Below are 16006 nucleotides of genomic sequence, written 5' to 3' on the forward strand. Positions count from 1 at the left end.
CAGCTCGCCGAATTACGCTATATCCCCCGATCTGCCAGCCGCTCACGAATAAAACGTAAACCTGTCCTTGCCGTCATGCTTGGAGCCGTACAGCGCCTTGTCGGCCTTGGCCAGCGCCTGGTTGAGGGTGTCTTCCTCTTCGACCCGGGCCAGGCCGATACTGATGGTCACTGGGTGTGCGTCGGGATCTTCACGCACCCGGCGACACAGACTCTGCGCCAGTACTTCGACGTCTTCGCGGCGCACGCCGGGCAGGTACACGGCAAACTCCTCACCACCCAGGCGTGCGTACGCAAAATCAGCCATCACTGCCTTGATGCTGGCGGCCGTACGCTTGAGCACCTCATCGCCAATATCATGGCCGTACTGGTCGTTGACCTTCTTGAAATTGTCGATATCGATCATCGCCAGATAGTGGTCGTGCTCCCTGGGGCGGGTCAGCAGTACATGCCCGGCCTGAAGCATGAAAGAGCGCCGGTTGGGGATCTCGGTCAGGGCATCGATGTAGGCCTGGGCCACCAGTAACTTGGACATGGTGTAATTGTGCAGCTTGATCCGGCGCAGCTTGAAAAAACTGTAGGTGGTCAGGCTGCACAAAAAGGTGAAGTAGCAGAGGATCAGCAAGCCGCGCAGATCCATGACCGAGACATCGGCCATCAGGAAAGGGTTGAGGGTGACACAGCTGATGGCGGCAACGGCGAGAAACGCCCAGCGGCTGAGCGGCAGCACCGACGCGCTATAAAGAATGCTTGAGGTGGCGAGTGCCAGCCAGATCGGCTGGGTCTCGGCTGGCAGGCCGAAAATGATCAGGCGCAAACCGAGTGTGATGATGGCTACGAAAACCGTATTGAGTACATCGAAGTGCCGGTAATTGCCGACAAAGCCCAGAATAATGGTCAACCCCACCATGACGCTGATAAACAGCAGGGACAGGCCGGTAAACCCCTGGCCGCCCTTGGTGCTGACAATCAGGTTGAACAGTAACCAGATAGCAATGCTGGTGATATAGGTCAGGCTGCAAAAATTGCGCAGCTTTTCGAAATCATGTTGGGCAAATTCAGCTTGCAAGGCGGGCGGGGCGGCCTGTTTCGAGATCTCATTTTCAATGGTTTTGAGCATTGCGAGCCTTGATCACTGTCGGATGGCGGAATCCGGGTGATCAGGCACTCAAGCATGTCTGCCGCCCAGGTTACCTCGTTAACCCTAGCAGGAGTTGGGCGCTTATCGATACAGGGCAAGCAGGGCAGGCAGCGCCCCAGGCTCAACCGTTCTGGCTGAACACTTCACCGATACTGCGCCGGCGCGCATGCAGCTCGCTGGCTCGAATCAACTCTTCGAGATCTTCGGGGGTAACGTCGATAAATGCGTCCATTTGCTGCAACGCATGGTGCAAATCTTCAGCACTGATGCCCGGGTTGACCGGTGCCTGATCGGTGCTGGCCGCAGGGCTCGGCTCGGACGGTTTTTTCGGGTAACGCACGCGGGTCAGGTTGTTATAGGCCAGCGCCGCGAGCAGCATGCACACTGCTCCGAGCATCACCGGTGCAAGCATGCCCCAGCCAAGACTGGCACTGTCCGGGTCGGCCAGTACCACCAGCAGCGCCAGTGCACCTGCAGGCGGGTGCAGGCAGCGCAGCAGGCACATGCTGATCATTGCCAGACCTACGGCCAGGCACGCGCTGTCGAGGCTGCGGCCAAGAAAATGCACCACCCCCAGCGACACGACCGTGGCGCACAGATAGCCGCCGACAATCGACCAGGGTTGCGCCAGTGCACCCGAGGACACGGCAAACAGCAAAATGGCCGAAGCGCCCAACGGGCCGATCAGGTGCATGGCCACGGGCAGGCCATAGAACAGGCTGCAGAACCACACACTGAATAGTGTGCCAAGGGACACGCCAATGGCGGCACGGCTCCATTCGGTGGGGCGGGTGTTCGTAGCCGCAGGCAATAGGCGGCTGATCCAGCGGGTTTGCATGGTCAGGTAAATCCGGTTTTGTGGAGCAGGAAGGTAAAAAAAGGGCCTGGCGGGTTAACCGGCAAGCCCTTGAAAATGTTCCTTCATCTGGGGGAGGAACGCGAGCAGTCTGCCCAGCCGTTAACCAATACGCAAATGCATAATAATGATGGTTAAGTGCATTTAAATTGATGTTTGGTGGGGTGGAACATTACCTGGGCATGGCTGTCCGGTTTCCCGGGCGAGCCAGCCATGAAAAGTTGGCCCAATACGCGCTCATGCACCCCATTGCTTACTAAACGTCGCTCGATCTGGTTGCACACGGCAGGGCTGTATTGGCCAGTGGTTCTTTTATTACGAGCAGGGCATTTCGCGGTTTTATCGGCGTGCCCGGTTCGGGTGCGCGGGTCTCGCCCTTAACAATATAGAGATGACCCACCAGCTGTGGGTCATCGCACCTGGTAGGGGATTTTCAGCCTGCGCATTGAATTTCTTGCTATAAACGCACTCCATTAGCCCCGCTGAGCACGTTTTTCGTCACTTTCCAGGTTTTGCTGGACAAATAGGTGTGTTTTCAGTTGCTGAGTCGATAACTCGGCCTTAGACTGCCGCCCCTCGTAAATTGAGTGCCGGGTGGCGCTTGAAATAGATGGCACCTAACTGGTTGGGATGAAGATCGGTCAGAACGCTCCCTAATTCGCCTTAATGCACGTATTTTTTATAGAGAAATCAATGACAAAGGATAAGTTGCTGGCCATGCCGGCGGATGACTACATGAATGCCGAGCAACATGCTTTTTTCAGCGAGTTGCTGCAAAACATGAAGGTCGAAACCCACGAGCGTATCGAGCAGAACCGCATCGCGATCGAGAGCCTGGACACTCCGGCTGACCCGGCCGACGCTGCTTCGGTTGAAGAAGAGCGCACCTGGCTGGTGAACGCCATCGACCGTGATCAGCGCATGCTGCCCCAGCTCGAACAGGCGCTGGAACGTATCAAGGATGACAGCTTCGGCTGGTGTGATGACAGTGGCGATGCAATTGGCCTCAAGCGCCTGCTGATCAGCCCTACCACCAAGTACTGCATCGAAGCTCAAGAGCGTCACGAGCAAATCGACAAGCATCAGCGTCAAGCCTGAAGGCTTGACCTTGCCGGAGCCGTGTCCTGCGGTTCCGGTAGCTTGGGCTGCGCAGCCGTCCGCGCTGTCGCCCTGGCCTCTGTTGTAATTCCCCGTAAAAATTTAAACCTGACGTTGAGCTGAGTGTTTTGGTCATGCCCCTTTATATTTGGCACGGCGTTTCCACGCGAAGCTGAAAAGAACGAGGGCCAGTGTCATGAGTCACTCAAGCAATACGGGGTATGTATTGCGTGTCGGTATTTTTTTTGATGGCACGGCCAATAACCAGTTCAATATCCTCTCGGGCCGCGAGCGCCAGGCCCGGGGCCTCAAGGTCGAACCCGGCAGCAGTTATGCCGGTGAACCCACCAATATCGCCCGCCTGCACCGGCACTACCCTGTGCAAACGACGTTCAAGGATGCACAGGCGCTGACTTCGCTCTACGTCGGCGGTATTGGCACAACCACAGGGGCAGTTGATACCTCCTTCCCGGGCCTGACCTATGGCCGTGGTCGCACCGGGGTGCTGGGCAAGGCCGATGAGGCCCTGGAGCAACTGAGCCAATGTCTGGCGCAATTTCTACGGCTGGCTCCCGCCAATGCCCTGAGCCGTCTGCAACTTGACCTTTTTGGCTTCAGCCGCGGCGCTGCCGCAGCCCGCCACTTTGCCAACCAGGTGCATGCCACGGCCTTCACGCAGCAGTTTGCGCTGGCTTCTGACTTCAAGTGCAGCATAGAGTTTATCGGGCTCTTCGATACTGTTGCAGCCATGGGCGGGCTGGAGGACCTGGGTGATGTGGGGGATGACATCAATCCGGGGCTCAATCTGTATCTGGGGCCTGACTGCGCGCAACAGGTGGTTCAGCTGTGCGCACGGGATGAGCAGCGACGCAATTTTTCCCTGACCCGCATTGCCCCGCAGTGGCCGCTGGATGTATCCCTGCCCGGAGTCCATGCCGATCTTGGCGGCGGTTATCCGGTCGAGATGCAAGAGCAGGTGCAGTTGACGCGCTGGCAGAGCAATCTGGTCAGCCCGTCCACACCCATCAGGCTGACCAGTGCCTGGAAGCTGGCCCAGGCGCAGTTGCTGGACTGGCAAGCCAGGGATTTGATTGATCCGCTCGCTGAGCAGGACTTCGTGCAAGTGCGCACCGAAGAGCAGAAGGCCGGCAGCCGCCAGGACCCGATGAAGCGCGTCCAGGCCGCCGTCTTTATGCAGCGCCGGGTGCTGGGTCATCTTTCCCGTGTGTATCTGCGCATCATGCATTCGCTGGCATGCAAACAGGGTGTGCCCTTTGCCGCCTTGAACAGTGCCCAGGATGCCTTGCCTGATGAACTGTTGCCCATCGCTGCAAGGCTCGAAGCGCAGGTACTGAAAAGTACAATCAAGCTCACCCCTGCCCAGGAGCGCTTGTTGCGTCAGCGCTACGTTCATCAATCGGCCAATTTCAATGCCAATGTGGGCCAGGGGCTAGGGGTACTCGACAAGGCGTTTTTCAATATTGCCCAAGAGGGCGGGCGCAATGTTTTCGAGCAAAAACCGCCGGTTTGAGCCCGCATGCAGGGGATATTGTTACCGCTGATGCAATGCAGCTATGCAGGGCATAGCTTTTTCCAGCGTCCTTAACTCTTTAAGATGGCCGACATCGTTAGGTGACTAACTAAATAGTTGGAGTATCCACCATGTCCAATCGGGTAGATGTTGCCGTGATGATCGGCTCGGGTGTCCCCAAGGGGTTGCGGGCCACGGGGCAGAAGGCCTGCTGGGTTGTGCTGGTCAACGGCGAGCAACGCGGGACGGCGTTCTCCAGCCGCATGGAAGCTGAAGAGTGTCGCGCTGCCTGGCTGGCGCAGCTGAGCGCTGGCGCGTGCGCAATGCAGGCTCGGGCTCAGCGTGCTTGACGGGTTACGTCAAGATGCGTTCAGGGCGCCTGCGTCCACTGCGAGCTTCAATTCCTGCGCCGAACCCCTGGCGGCAATTTCAGCCTGCTCGGCGGTCTTGAACCAGCGGTCTTTCTCGACCTGATGGTAAGTCACGGTTTTCAACGGTGGCTTGGCGCGCATCACGATCACGGCCTGAAACTCACCATCGACTTCTTTGGACTCGCCGCGGATAAAAAATTCGCCAATATCAAATTCCGTCACGTGTCGCTTTCCCTTCGAGGTAATGAAGCCGGACAACCCGGCGGCATGGGCCAGGCTGATTTTTCGGCCAGTATGGCAGTTGTTGACAGCCAGCGGCGCAGTTAACGACGAAAGCCCTGTAGAACCGGGCCTCAATCAAGAAAAATTTACGGATTCCCTGACTGAGAAGTGGATGTGTATACCCAACTTCGGGCATGAGCCGGTAGAATGGTGGTCCTGTCGTATTTTTAGTCTTGATGTCACATGCCACTCCTTGCCCCATCAGCCAGGAGATTTTGCTGTACCCGGTTTTTTAATAAGTGGGCTGAGGCCTTTTTTCTGCTGCCTGTTATTTGTTCTGGTAGCGCCACTTCACGTTTTCGAGGGTTTTTCGTTGGCAGTCAGCAATCTGGAAATGCATGCGTTGTTTGTTCTGGGTGATTTGCGGGCACGTTTGGTCAAACTGTTCCAGTCCCGCTTTGTGTACGTTACCGAGCAGAACGCTGAAGGTATTTACATCGCTGAAATCGATACTGAATCAGCGCTGGTGGTAGATGACAAGCCAGGTCTGGGGCTCAAGGTCGGTGATCATTTTCGCGCAGCAGTCTTGCCCAGCCGCGAAGGTGGCAAGTTCGAAATCAAATTTCGCGATATCAAAATGACGATCTACGGCATCGGTGACTACGCCTATGTCAGCTCGCCTCTGGGCGAAGGTATCGTGTTCAAGGAAGGTCAGTCCGTGATGCTGATCTTCGCAGCCCAGGAGCAGCTCAAGGAAGGCCTGAGCAAGACCCTCAAGGCAGTGACCGCCAAAGCGGCCAAATGGCCCAAGGGCGAGCTGGCGTTCAAGGCCAGCAAAGAGTGACCGAAACCTGAGCAAAACACCTGTTGCAGTTGACGAGTAGAACGAGGCTACGTCCGGCGGCGAAGCCGTCGTAAACCCGGTGAGCCGGGTTTGACTGGCAGAACGCAGTGCCTGTTTTGGGGCTGCTGCGCAGCACAACGCAGCCTCGTTCCTACGCCAGCAGCTACAGAATCACTGCAACTGTGGGAGCGAGCTGCAACAGAGTCTCTCCAGAGACTGCCAGCTCACGTTTTTCGGGATTTTTCGTACAGGTTTGTCAATTGCTGCGTGACGGTTGAGGCCTGCTTGATCTTGTTTGTTTAACTGATACGTTGAGTACATATCCGGCATTTGTGTCTAACTGAGACTATGGTTTCGACCTTACGTCGAGTCCCTTTTGGAAGGATCCAAAAGGAACCAAAAGGTCCTCGCCCCATCGTACGGCCTTCGCTGCGCTCAGGTTCCCTCGCTCCGGACCTGCTCCGTGGGCACGCCGCCACGGGCCATTCATGGCCCCGTCGCGGCTCTCCCGGTATCCATGCCGGTCGACCCACTCCTCAGCACCTCCTCTCGGCCTCCCGGGAGGGCTGGCAGATCAAAAACACTGCGCCCCGAGGCGGCCGACCGGCCTGTTCGGTTCGCGTGTACTGCGCAATCTCTGTAGATAATCTGTTGCAGGTCAAGCCCTATTGTGGGAGCGAGCCTGCTCGCGAACGACCTTCGCGAGCAGGCTCGCTCCCACAGTTGCAGTGTTCCTGTAGCAGCAGCCTTCGTTCCTCGGCAGCTACAGGGACAGTTACCCCATCCCTCAAACAGCCTAACCCTTACGGACGATGTTCAAGGCCCGGCCCCGTCTGATTATCGCGATCACTTTCAACCAGTGTGCGAGGGACCGCGAGCATGGGCGCTTTTGTCTTGTCATCGGCTGTGCAACGCTGCGCCGAGCAGTTGATGGCCCGGCGCAAAGCCTTGCTCGGCTTTTTTCTGTTGCTCACCCTGGCCTTGGGCTACAGCGCCACCCAGGTTCGCCTCGACCCCGGTTTCAACAAGCAGATACCGGTGCGCCATGCCTACATGATCAACTTCCTGGACTTCAGCCGTATCTTTACCGGCGCCAATCGCCTGCTGGTCAGCGTGCACTGGAAAGGCGAGGGGGATATCTATAACCCCGAGTTCCTCCAGACCCTGCAAAACGTCACCGATGACGTGTTTTATCTCTCCGGGTTCAGCCGCCCCAGCGTCACCTCGCTGTTTACCCCCAACGTGCGCTATATCGAAATCACTGAAGACGGCTATGTCGGTGATCTGGTGGTGCCGCCGCAATACGCCGCCACCCCCGCAGATTTGCAACAGGTACGCAGTAATGCCGCACGCTCCGGGCAGATCGGCCGGCTGCTGGCCAATGACCTCAAATCCGCGCTGGTGCGCGCTGACCTGCAGGACATCGATCCGAAGACCGGCCAGCCCGTAAGCTACATACAAATTGCCCGTGGCCTGGAAGACATCCGCGCCAAATACGCCAGCGACGATATCGAAATCAATATCGTGGGCTTTGCCAAACTGGTCGGCGACGTGGTCGAAGGGCTGAACACGGTGATGGGCTTTTTTGCCATCGCATTTCTGATCACCGCTGCGCTGCTGTGGTTGTATTCACGCTCGTTGCGCCTGACCCTGGTGGCGCTGTTTGTCGCCTTGCTGCCGGTGATCTGGTTGCTTGGCCTGCTGCCGTTGCTGGGCCTGGGTATCGACCCGATGTCGATTCTGGTGCCGTTCCTGATCTTCTCCATCGGTGTGTCCCACGCCGTGCAAATGACCAACGCCTGGAAGCAGGAAGTGCTCGCCGGGAGTGATTCGGTGAGTGCGGCCAAGGTGGCGTTCAGCAAGATTTTCATTCCCGGTGCGCTGGCGTTATTGATGAACGCCCTGGGTTTCGGGGTGATCATGCTGATCGATATCCCCATCGTCCACGAGCTGGGCGTCACGGCCTGTATCGGTGTGATGCTGATGATCATCACCAACAAAATCGTTCTGCCGCTGCTCATCGCCCATCTGCAACTCGAGCCGCACCTGATGACGGTCAGGGCGCGCATTGCCAGCTCGCGTCACCCCCTGTGGTGGCGATTGTCGGCGCTGGCCACACCGGGACCGGCACTCTGGGTGTTTGCCCTGAGCCTGCTGCTGCTGGCGGCAGGCGCGATCAAGGCCCGCGAACTGGCCACTGGTGATATCGGCACCGGCGCGCCGGAGCTGCGGGCCGACTCGCGCTACAACCAGGACAACCAGAAAATCATCAGCAGTTACGCCATCGGCCTGGATGTGCTTTCGGTGTTTCTGACCATTCGCGATCGCAGTGAAGCCTGCCTGGACCCGGCCGTCATGCGAGCGGTGGAAACATTCGACTTCAAGATGCGTGAAGTCCGCGGCGTGCAATCGGTGCAGAGCGTAGCGGGGATGAGCAAGCAGGTGATTGCCGGCAACAACGAAGGCAACCCGCGCTGGGCGGCCATCCCCGGTTCCGCCCAGGGCTTGCAACAGGGCGCCTACGCCTATTCACCGGACTCGGGGCTGGTGACGGACGGCTGCCAGAAAATGCAGATCCTGGTGTTCCTGACCGACCACGAAGGCGCCACCGTGGCCCATGTGCTGGATGAGGTCAGGCGCATTATCGCTGCGATTGCCGTGCCGGGGGTGGAGTTCAAGCTGGCGGGGGGCAATATCGGCGTGATGGCGGCGTCTAATGAAGCGGTCAAGCAGACCGAAGTGGTGATGCTGGCGGCGTTGTTTGTGTCGGTGGCGCTGTTCTGCCTGCTGACCTTTCGCTCGGTGCGCGCAGTGCTGTGCATTCTGGTGCCCTTGGCGATTGTCGCGGTGCTGTGCAATGCACTGATGGCCCTGCTGGGTATTGGCCTCAAGGTCGCGACCTTGCCGGTAATGGCGCTGGGTGTGGGGGTAGGGGTGGACTACGGCATCTATCTGTACGAGCGCATCGAGCATGAGATGGCCGCGGGGCATGACCTGCGCGAAGCCTTCTACCGCGCCATGTGCCAGCGCGGCACGGCGGCGGTGTTTACCGCGCTGACCATGTCGCTGGGGGTGTGCACCTGGGTATTTGCGCCCCTCAAGTTCCAGGCCGACATGGGTGTGCTGTTGGCCTTCATGTTTATGGTCAACGTGCTGGGGGCGATCTTCCTGCTGCCGGCACTGGCTGCGTGGTTCAACCTGGGCAAGCCGCTGGTGGAACCCGCGATGCTCACGATTGCGCAATCAGCCAGAGCGTGAGTGGGCGCCAGGTTTCAGGTGGGAGCGGGCTTGCTCGCGATTCAGGCGCCGCGATGTATCAGCCAGACCACGTCGATCCAATCGCGGGCACGCCCGCTCCCACCAGTAAATGTGCATGACCAATAAAAAGGAGAACTCCATGGGACGCATCACCCATATGGGCGGCTGGCTGTCAGTTGCCCTGGCATTGCAGGGTTACAGCGCTCTGGCGCTGGCCCAGGCCCCTGCCGACCAGATCACCCGGCTGGGCAAGGACCTGACCTGTGTCGGCGCCGAAAAGGCGGGCAACGCCGCAGGCACCATCCCTGCTTTTGGCGGCCAATGGCTGGGCGCGGCACCGGGGATGAAATTCGAGGGCACGGGCAAGCATCCCGTAGACCCTTACCCCAACGAAAAGCCGCTGTTTGTGATCACCGCGCAAAACCTCAGTCAGTACGACGGGCACTTGTCCGAGGGGCAAAAGGCCCTGTTCAAACTCTATCCGCAAACATTCCGCATGCCGGTTTACCCTTCGCACCGTGACTTTCGTTTTTCTGACACGGTGTGCAAGGCCACCCTGGAAAATGCCTCGGTCGCCAAACTGGTCGACGACGGCGAAGGCGTGGTTGCCCGCACTGGCGGCGTGGCATTTCCCATTCCGCAAAACGGTATTGAACTGCTGAAAAATGCCTCGCTGTTTACCGTGCGTGCCTGGACCGAGGAATACACCTCGGATAACGCCTATGTGCTCAAGGACGGCAATATCAACTGGGGCCGCGTGCACTCGCGCAATATGGCGCCGGGGCTGGAGCCGGGCAAGATTGGCGACACGGTGGGCAATTCGTCTTTCTACCTTAACGAAACCCTGCTGCCACAGCGCGACAAGGGTGAAATCAACACCGGTACCGAGTACTGGAACGACAAGACCGAGCCGCGCCAGAGCTGGCGCTACGATCCGGGTACGCGGCGTGTGCGGCAGTCGCCGGGTTACGGTTTTGACATGGCCTTTCCGGGCTCCGGCGGTTCGATCACCGTCGACGAAGTACGCATCTTCAACGGCTCGGCCCAGCGCTATAACTGGAACATCGTCGGTAAAAAAGAGCTGTATATCCCTTACAACACTGCGCGCCTGCACGCCGGTGACCTGAAGTACGCGAGCATGCTCACTCCCGGTCATATCAACCCCGACAACATGCGTTACGAACTGCATCGCGTGTGGGTGCTCGAAGGTGTGCTCAAGCCGGGTAACCGCCATCTGTACGGCAAGCGCACGCTGTATATCGACGAAGACAGCTGGTTCCCGATCATGGGTGACAACTACGACAACCGCGGCGAGTTGTGGCGCACCTCGATGGTCAATTACTTCTATGCCCCGGAAACGCAAACCTGGCAGGCCGGTGTTGGCCTGTATCACGACCTGAACGCTGGCAGTTATCTGGCCTTCAACCTGATCAACGAACAACGCAACGGCTATGTGCTGAACAAAGGCGGTTTTGCTGCTGGCGATTTTGGCCCCGAAGCGGCACGTCGGGCCGGCAAGTAACGCCCTGACGCCATCCTGCTGTCTGCCACGGGCCCTGCCTGTGCGCAGGTGGCCGGGCGGAGCAAAACAACAATAACAAGGAGCAAGGCATGTTCAAGCAATACACGCGTGTTGTCGGGACCGGTTTATTGTCGGGGCTGAGCGGTCTGGCCCTGGCGGCACCTACCCTCGAGCTGGGCGAAAACACCACCCTCGACTCTTCCCTGACCGTCAACTACACGGCCTCGATGCGTACCGCAAAACCGGATCACGAATACCTGAACAACATCAACTACGATGATGCCACGCGCAACTTCAAGCGCGGCTCGCTGATCAACAACCGGGTCAGCGTATTTGGCGAGTTGATGCTCAAGCACGACAACCTCGGCGCCGTGGTGCGCGGCAGTCATTTCTATGACGAGGTCTACCACCAGCGCAACGACAACGACTCACCGGACACGGTGAACAAGACCGGACGCTACAACGACTTCAGCCAGGACACGCGCAAACTCAGCGGCAGCAAGGCGCGGCTGCTGGATGCTTATGTGTATGGCGACTTTACCGTCAATGACGACCAGTACCTGTCACTAAAGGCCGGGCGGCATCTGGTGGCCTGGGGCGAGAGCCTGTTCTGGCCCAACATCAGCCAAGGCCAGGCACCGGTGGATTCGACCAAGTTCAACGTGCCCGGCACCGAAGCCAAGGATGCCTACTTGCCGGTGGGGCAGATATCGGGCGCGTGGTCGGTGAACGAAGACCTGACCCTGCTCGGGTTCTACCAGTACAAGTGGGAAGAAACCCAGCTCAACCCCGTGGGCGACTACTTTGGCAGCGATACCTTTGGCCCGGGGGCCGAGTTCTTCCGGCTCGCCCCGGGCATCGTCGACCACCTGCCCAACGGGGCCGCAGTCGGCTACGGCGGCTCGGTCAAACCGGGCGACAGCGGCGAGTGGGGTCTGGGCACCCGATACCGGGTGACGCAAAACACCGAGGTCGGCCTGTTTCATTACCGTTATCACGACCGCGTCCCGGCACTGTTCTTCGACTTTACCGGGCAGACCCATTACTCATCCCTGAACAAAGTGGGTGGCAACGGCAATGGCCCGAGTTACCAGCTGGGTTACTTTGACAACATCAAGCTCACCGGCATCAGTTTCACCACCAAAGCCGGTGATTCGGTGCAATTCGCCGGTGACCTGAGCTATCGCGACGGCGCGGCGGTGTACCTGAGCAACGGTGCGCCGGCGCGGGGGCAGGTGTGGCAGGGAAACCTGAATGCCGTGTACATGATCGGGCCGACGTTTATGGCGCAGCAGACCACCCTGATGACCGAGGTGGTGCACCAGCGCATCCAGGGCGTGGATGACCTGACCATTAGCGGTGGCGGGGCGGGCACGGACGGGACTTTCAATAAATATGTGTATGACGGTCAAACACGGGGTTCAAGCCTGTTGGGGATCGGCGCCTATTTCGATCACCCCAGCGTATTCAACGGCTGGGACTTGACCACCAAGGCCACCTGGACCCAGAACATTGACGGCAGTGCCTATTCGGGGTTGGGCCGTGCTGAAAAGCGTCTGACAGTGGGTGGTGATTTCAAGTACCTGGGCAACTTTCAGCTGGGGCTGACTTATGTGGCGTATTTGAGTTCGGCCGATATTGCCCAGGGACGGACAATGGCGGATCGGGATTACCTGTCGTTCAATGGCAAGTACACCTTTTGACCCGGGCCCTCACGGCAACCCTCTCCCGGAGGGAGAGGGGCGGGATGAGAGGGCTTGTGATTCTCAGCCCGTCTACCGGGCCTCCCGCGGCATCCCCAGCGCTCGTTCGGCAATGATATTGCGCTGAATCTCATTACTGCCGCCATAAAGGGTATCCGCACGGGTAAACAGAAATAGCGCCTGCAACCGTGTCAGCTCATAAGGCGCCCCGGCCAGCAACTCGGCCTCTGGCCCCAGTACGTCCATCGCCAGCTTGCCCAGGGCCACATGCCAGGTCGACCAGGCCAGTTTGTAGATCGTCGCTTCAGGCCGCAGGCTGCCATCCTGTACCCCGGACAACATGCGCAACGAGTTGTAGCGCAACACCCGCAAGCCGCTCCAGGCCTGTGCGATGCGCTGGCGCAGCACCGGGTCTTGCGCCGCACCATTGGCCTTGGCAATACGCACCACTTCGTCCAACTCATTCTGAAACTGCATTTGCTGGCCCAGGGTCGATACCCCGCGTTCAAACCCCAGCAGCGCCATGGCGATTTTCCAGCCATCACCCGGTTGGCCGATCAGGTTGTCTGCCGAAGCCCGCGCCTGATCAAAAAAAACCTCGTTGAATTCACTGGTACCGGTCAATTGCCGGATCGGCTGTACCCGTATACCCGGCTGGTCCATCTCCACCAGCAAGAACGACAGGCCGCGATGGCCAACACTTCCCGGCTCGGTACGTGCCAGCACAAAGCACCAGTCCGATTCATGAGCCAGTGAGGTCCAGACCTTTTGCCCGCTGATCAACCATTGCCCGCGGTCTTCATCGAAACTGGCGCGGGTCTTTATATTGGCCAGGTCCGACCCGGCACCCGGTTCGGAGTAGCCCTGACACCAAAAGTGCTGGCCCGCCAGTATCGGCGGCAAAAAACGTTGCTGCTGTTCCTGGCTGCCAAAGGCCGCAATCGTCGGCCCTACCAGCCCTTCGCCGATATGGCCCATACGTCCCGGGCCGCCCGCCCTTGCGTACTCTTCGAAAAAGATCACTTGCTGGCTGATGCTCAAGCCACGGCCGCCATGCTCGGTGGCCCAGCCAGCACCCACCCAGTGGCCTTGGGCCAAGACCTGTTCCCAGCGCTTGCGCAACCCTGGAGCAAAGTCCTCATCCCCCGGGCCACCGCGAAAGCGCAAAGCTGCAAAGTCACCGCTCAGGTGCTGCTGCATCCACTGCGCAACCTGTTGGCGAAACTGCTCATCTGCTGCGCCAAAACCGATATTCATGTGCACTCTCCGAAAATCTGCCGGGCCAATTGCTCGCGATGAAACGCCGGGGTGCCGAGCATCTGCTCACTGGCCCGGGCTCGCTTGAAATACAGATGCGGGTCGTATTCCCAGGTAAAACCCACGCCACCGTGCAACTGGATGGACTCGGCGGCACACAGGAAAAAGCCTTCGCTGGCAAAAATTTTCGCAGTGGCCGCGGCTTCCCCAAGTTGCTCACGGATACGCGGATCACCATCGATATTCAGGCACTCGGCGGCAATGCAGGCAGCGTAGTAACTGGCCGAGCGCGCGCATTCGATGGCCAGCATCAAATCGGCACAGCGGTGCTTGATGGCCTGGAAACTGGCGATAGTGCGACCAAATTGTTCGCGGCCGCTGATATAGGCCAGAGTGATGTCCAGCGACTGCTGTGCGCCACCGGTCTGCTCGGCCGCCAGGCCAACACAGGCTATCTGCAGCACATCGCGCAGCATCGGCCAGCCTTGCCCGGGTTCGCTGAGCAACTGATCGTCGTGGACGACTACATCGTTCAGGGTGATGGTAGCCAGGCGGCGGGTCTGATCCAGTGTCGGTTGCCACTGGCAAACAATCCCGGGAGTATCGGCAGGCAGTGCAAACAGGCGGATACCGGCTTCGCCGACGCTGCCCGGCGTGCGTGCGGCAATGATCAACAGCTGGCAATCGCTACCATCGATCACATAGTGATACTCGCCATTGAGGCGATACCCCCCCGCATGGCTCTGCGCATACACCTGCACACCGCTGTCGTCCCAGCGAGGCGCGCTGGTGTAGGCGAGGCTGGCGCGAATCTCACCGGCGGCAATCAACGGCAGCCAGCGTTCCTTGAGTGCTTCATTGCGACTGAGCAGCAAGGCAGGGGTGGCCAGGCAGCAGGTTGCAAAGAATGGTGTGGGCAGCAGGCAGCGCCCGAGCTGTTCCTGGAGCAGACTGACTTCGACAAAGCCCAGGCCAAGACCTCCATAGGCCTCGGGGATCGCCAGTGCGGGCCAATACAGCTCCCTGGCCATTCGCGCCCAGGTATCGGTGTCGTACCCCTGATCGCTGGTCATGGCCGTGCGCACCGCAGCGGAGCTGGCCACTTGGTTCAAAAAACGTTCGGCGGATGCCTGAATCATTCGCTGTTCGTCTGTCAGGGCAAGCTCCATATGGGCCTCGTCGTAAAAATACGGATCAAGGCGCCAGCATGAAAGCGCGCAGCACGGGTGCAATCCCTGAGCCGGACTAGTCCGTTTGATTAGCCCGAGTCAGATTTCGGAGTCCCAGACTACCGTGATATTCCCGGAATACTTGCCTTGCTCGGACAACATCTGCAGGACATGCTGCCTTTGTATTTCAAAATGCAGCATGGATGGCTTGTTATCGACATAGTGCGTGGACTTGAACAGCAGTCCAGTTGAAGCCCTCAGGGGTTCTCGAGAAACCGAGGAGTCATCATCATTGCCGATGCCATTGGGCATGCTGACCAGAACATCGACTGGAACTGCGTGGCCGCTGCTGGTATTGCTGATTGCGCAGGTATCGCCTACCAACCGGTCACAGGCCAGTTGCATCTTGAAACGTGAGCTGGCAGAAATCATGAAAGGCTGATCCCGAAAAAGTTTCTCGGGCGTGCGGCCATTTTGCATCCATTCTTGCCAACTACCCTTGGGTGTCAGTTCTACTTTATTGCCGCCGGGTGGAGTATCCACTTTAAGGGTGTGCTGGACATTAAGCAGGAATTTGATCGTGAGTATATTGTCGCTGGGGAGCATATTGTCTCCCATGTCAATGTCTTGGTAAGGCCCCACGGTATAGTTGATTTCACCATTATAATCACCCGATGACATTCCGAGTGGGTTGGGCGTCTTCATTTCATAAGAGAAGTCCAGGGTTCGATAAGTGAAGTTGGGGATGTCGTACAGTGCTGCTCTACTACAGGTTGCTCCGGAAACAGGTGTTGTCCAGTAGATCGGGATTCCGAACCAGTTAGCGACGAATGTCGTCGCACCAATGCATGTGCCAGCCCCCCGCCATAAATAACCGCCCACCCATAATTTATTGAGACCATCCGACCAGCTGCTTGCATTGGGTACCAAGGTATGGATGTTCTGTGGTTCGATAGATGGGCGGTTGCAGGAGCTGAGTGCAACACGGTTATTGAATTGAAGCCGGAGCATCATGCCGCATAGCCAAGGCTTCCT

The 16006-nt window shown here is 58.6% G+C and carries 13 protein-coding genes; 7 read left to right on the forward strand and 6 right to left on the reverse strand.

Features of this window, described 5'->3' with window-relative positions:
• Nucleotides 1-42: 42 nt before the first annotated feature.
• A complete protein-coding gene (locus tag GHN92_RS09590; RefSeq protein WP_095002396.1) occupies nucleotides 43-1119 on the reverse strand; it encodes a GGDEF domain-containing protein in 1077 nt (358 codons plus the stop codon).
• A 142-nt stretch (nucleotides 1120-1261) separates the two neighbouring features.
• Entirely contained in the window at nucleotides 1262-1978 is a 717-nt protein-coding gene (locus GHN92_RS09595) for an HPP family protein (protein WP_095021212.1), read from the reverse strand.
• A gap of 711 nt (nucleotides 1979-2689) precedes the next feature.
• Between GHN92_RS09595 and GHN92_RS09600 the strand changes: the two genes are divergently transcribed.
• From GHN92_RS09600 to GHN92_RS09610, 3 genes are all read left to right on the forward strand, one after another.
• The gene (locus GHN92_RS09600) at nucleotides 2690-3094 is read left to right on the forward strand and encodes a TraR/DksA family transcriptional regulator (RefSeq protein ID WP_016780464.1); all 405 of its coding nucleotides are present in this window, start codon (nucleotides 2690-2692) and stop codon (nucleotides 3092-3094) included.
• A gap of 196 nt (nucleotides 3095-3290) precedes the next feature.
• Complete coding sequence (locus tag GHN92_RS09605) at nucleotides 3291-4625, forward strand: phospholipase effector Tle1 domain-containing protein (RefSeq protein WP_095002398.1); 1335 nt, start codon at nucleotides 3291-3293, stop codon at nucleotides 4623-4625.
• 131 nt (nucleotides 4626-4756) lie between these two features.
• Complete coding sequence (locus GHN92_RS09610; protein ID WP_095018859.1) at nucleotides 4757-4975, forward strand: hypothetical protein; 219 nt, start codon at nucleotides 4757-4759, stop codon at nucleotides 4973-4975.
• 9 nt (nucleotides 4976-4984) lie between these two features.
• Here the strand turns inward: GHN92_RS09610 and GHN92_RS09615 are convergent, their stop codons facing one another.
• Nucleotides 4985-5218: a hypothetical protein gene (locus tag GHN92_RS09615; RefSeq protein ID WP_095002400.1), complete on the reverse strand. Its 234-nt coding sequence runs from the start codon at nucleotides 5216-5218 to the stop codon at nucleotides 4985-4987.
• A 373-nt stretch (nucleotides 5219-5591) separates the two neighbouring features.
• On the opposite strand from GHN92_RS09615, the gene GHN92_RS09620 reads away from it, so the two are divergent.
• The 4 genes from GHN92_RS09620 to GHN92_RS09635 all read left to right on the forward strand — a co-directional run bounded on the left by GHN92_RS09620 (nucleotide 5592) and on the right by GHN92_RS09635 (nucleotide 12545).
• Nucleotides 5592-6062: a hypothetical protein gene (locus tag GHN92_RS09620; protein ID WP_153379959.1), complete on the forward strand. Its 471-nt coding sequence runs from the start codon at nucleotides 5592-5594 to the stop codon at nucleotides 6060-6062.
• 879 nt (nucleotides 6063-6941) lie between these two features.
• The gene (locus GHN92_RS09625) at nucleotides 6942-9320 is read left to right on the forward strand and encodes an RND family transporter (RefSeq protein WP_153379961.1); all 2379 of its coding nucleotides are present in this window, start codon (nucleotides 6942-6944) and stop codon (nucleotides 9318-9320) included.
• Nucleotides 9321-9459: 139 nt separating this feature from the next.
• Nucleotides 9460-10842, forward strand: coding sequence for a DUF1329 domain-containing protein (locus GHN92_RS09630; protein WP_095002403.1), 1383 nt, complete (start codon nucleotides 9460-9462; stop codon nucleotides 10840-10842).
• Nucleotides 10843-10931: 89 nt separating this feature from the next.
• Entirely contained in the window at nucleotides 10932-12545 is a 1614-nt protein-coding gene (locus GHN92_RS09635) for a DUF1302 domain-containing protein (protein WP_095002404.1), read from the forward strand.
• 72 nt (nucleotides 12546-12617) lie between these two features.
• Here the strand turns inward: GHN92_RS09635 and GHN92_RS09640 are convergent, their stop codons facing one another.
• The 3 genes from GHN92_RS09640 to GHN92_RS23835 all read right to left on the reverse strand — a co-directional run.
• Entirely contained in the window at nucleotides 12618-13802 is a 1185-nt protein-coding gene (locus tag GHN92_RS09640; RefSeq protein WP_153379963.1) for an acyl-CoA dehydrogenase family protein, read from the reverse strand.
• Nucleotides 13799-14971: an acyl-CoA dehydrogenase family protein gene (locus GHN92_RS09645; protein WP_153379965.1), complete on the reverse strand. Its 1173-nt coding sequence runs from the start codon at nucleotides 14969-14971 to the stop codon at nucleotides 13799-13801. Before GHN92_RS09645 ends, GHN92_RS09640 begins: the two co-directional genes overlap by 4 nt.
• A 99-nt stretch (nucleotides 14972-15070) precedes the next feature.
• Nucleotides 15071-16006, reverse strand: a 936-nt coding sequence (locus GHN92_RS23835) for a hypothetical protein (RefSeq protein WP_178102615.1), incomplete at its 5' end; no start/stop codon positions are given.

Source organism: Pseudomonas sp. FSL R10-2964 (assembly GCF_009600035.1).
Taxonomy (GTDB): domain Bacteria; phylum Pseudomonadota; class Gammaproteobacteria; order Pseudomonadales; family Pseudomonadaceae; genus Aquipseudomonas; species Aquipseudomonas bubulae.

Excerpts from the sequence above, each read along its gene's own strand:
- GHN92_RS09635 (WP_095002404.1), top strand. The coding sequence starts at position 10,932 with ATGTTCAAGCAATACACGCGTGTTGTCGGGACCGGTTTATTGTCGGGG.
- GHN92_RS09645 (WP_153379965.1), bottom strand. The coding sequence starts at position 14,971 with ATGGAGCTTGCCCTGACAGACGAACAGCGAATGATTCAGGCATCCGCC.
- GHN92_RS09590 (WP_095002396.1), bottom strand. The coding sequence starts at position 1,119 with ATGCTCAAAACCATTGAAAATGAGATCTCGAAACAGGCCGCCCCGCCC.
- GHN92_RS09595 (WP_095021212.1), bottom strand. The coding sequence starts at position 1,978 with ATGCAAACCCGCTGGATCAGCCGCCTATTGCCTGCGGCTACGAACACC.
- GHN92_RS09625 (WP_153379961.1), top strand. The coding sequence starts at position 6,942 with ATGGGCGCTTTTGTCTTGTCATCGGCTGTGCAACGCTGCGCCGAGCAG.
- GHN92_RS09610 (WP_095018859.1), top strand. The coding sequence starts at position 4,757 with ATGTCCAATCGGGTAGATGTTGCCGTGATGATCGGCTCGGGTGTCCCC.
- GHN92_RS09605 (WP_095002398.1), top strand. The coding sequence starts at position 3,291 with ATGAGTCACTCAAGCAATACGGGGTATGTATTGCGTGTCGGTATTTTT.
- GHN92_RS09600 (WP_016780464.1), top strand. The coding sequence starts at position 2,690 with ATGACAAAGGATAAGTTGCTGGCCATGCCGGCGGATGACTACATGAAT.
- GHN92_RS09630 (WP_095002403.1), top strand. The coding sequence starts at position 9,460 with ATGGGACGCATCACCCATATGGGCGGCTGGCTGTCAGTTGCCCTGGCA.
- GHN92_RS09640 (WP_153379963.1), bottom strand. The coding sequence starts at position 13,802 with ATGAATATCGGTTTTGGCGCAGCAGATGAGCAGTTTCGCCAACAGGTT.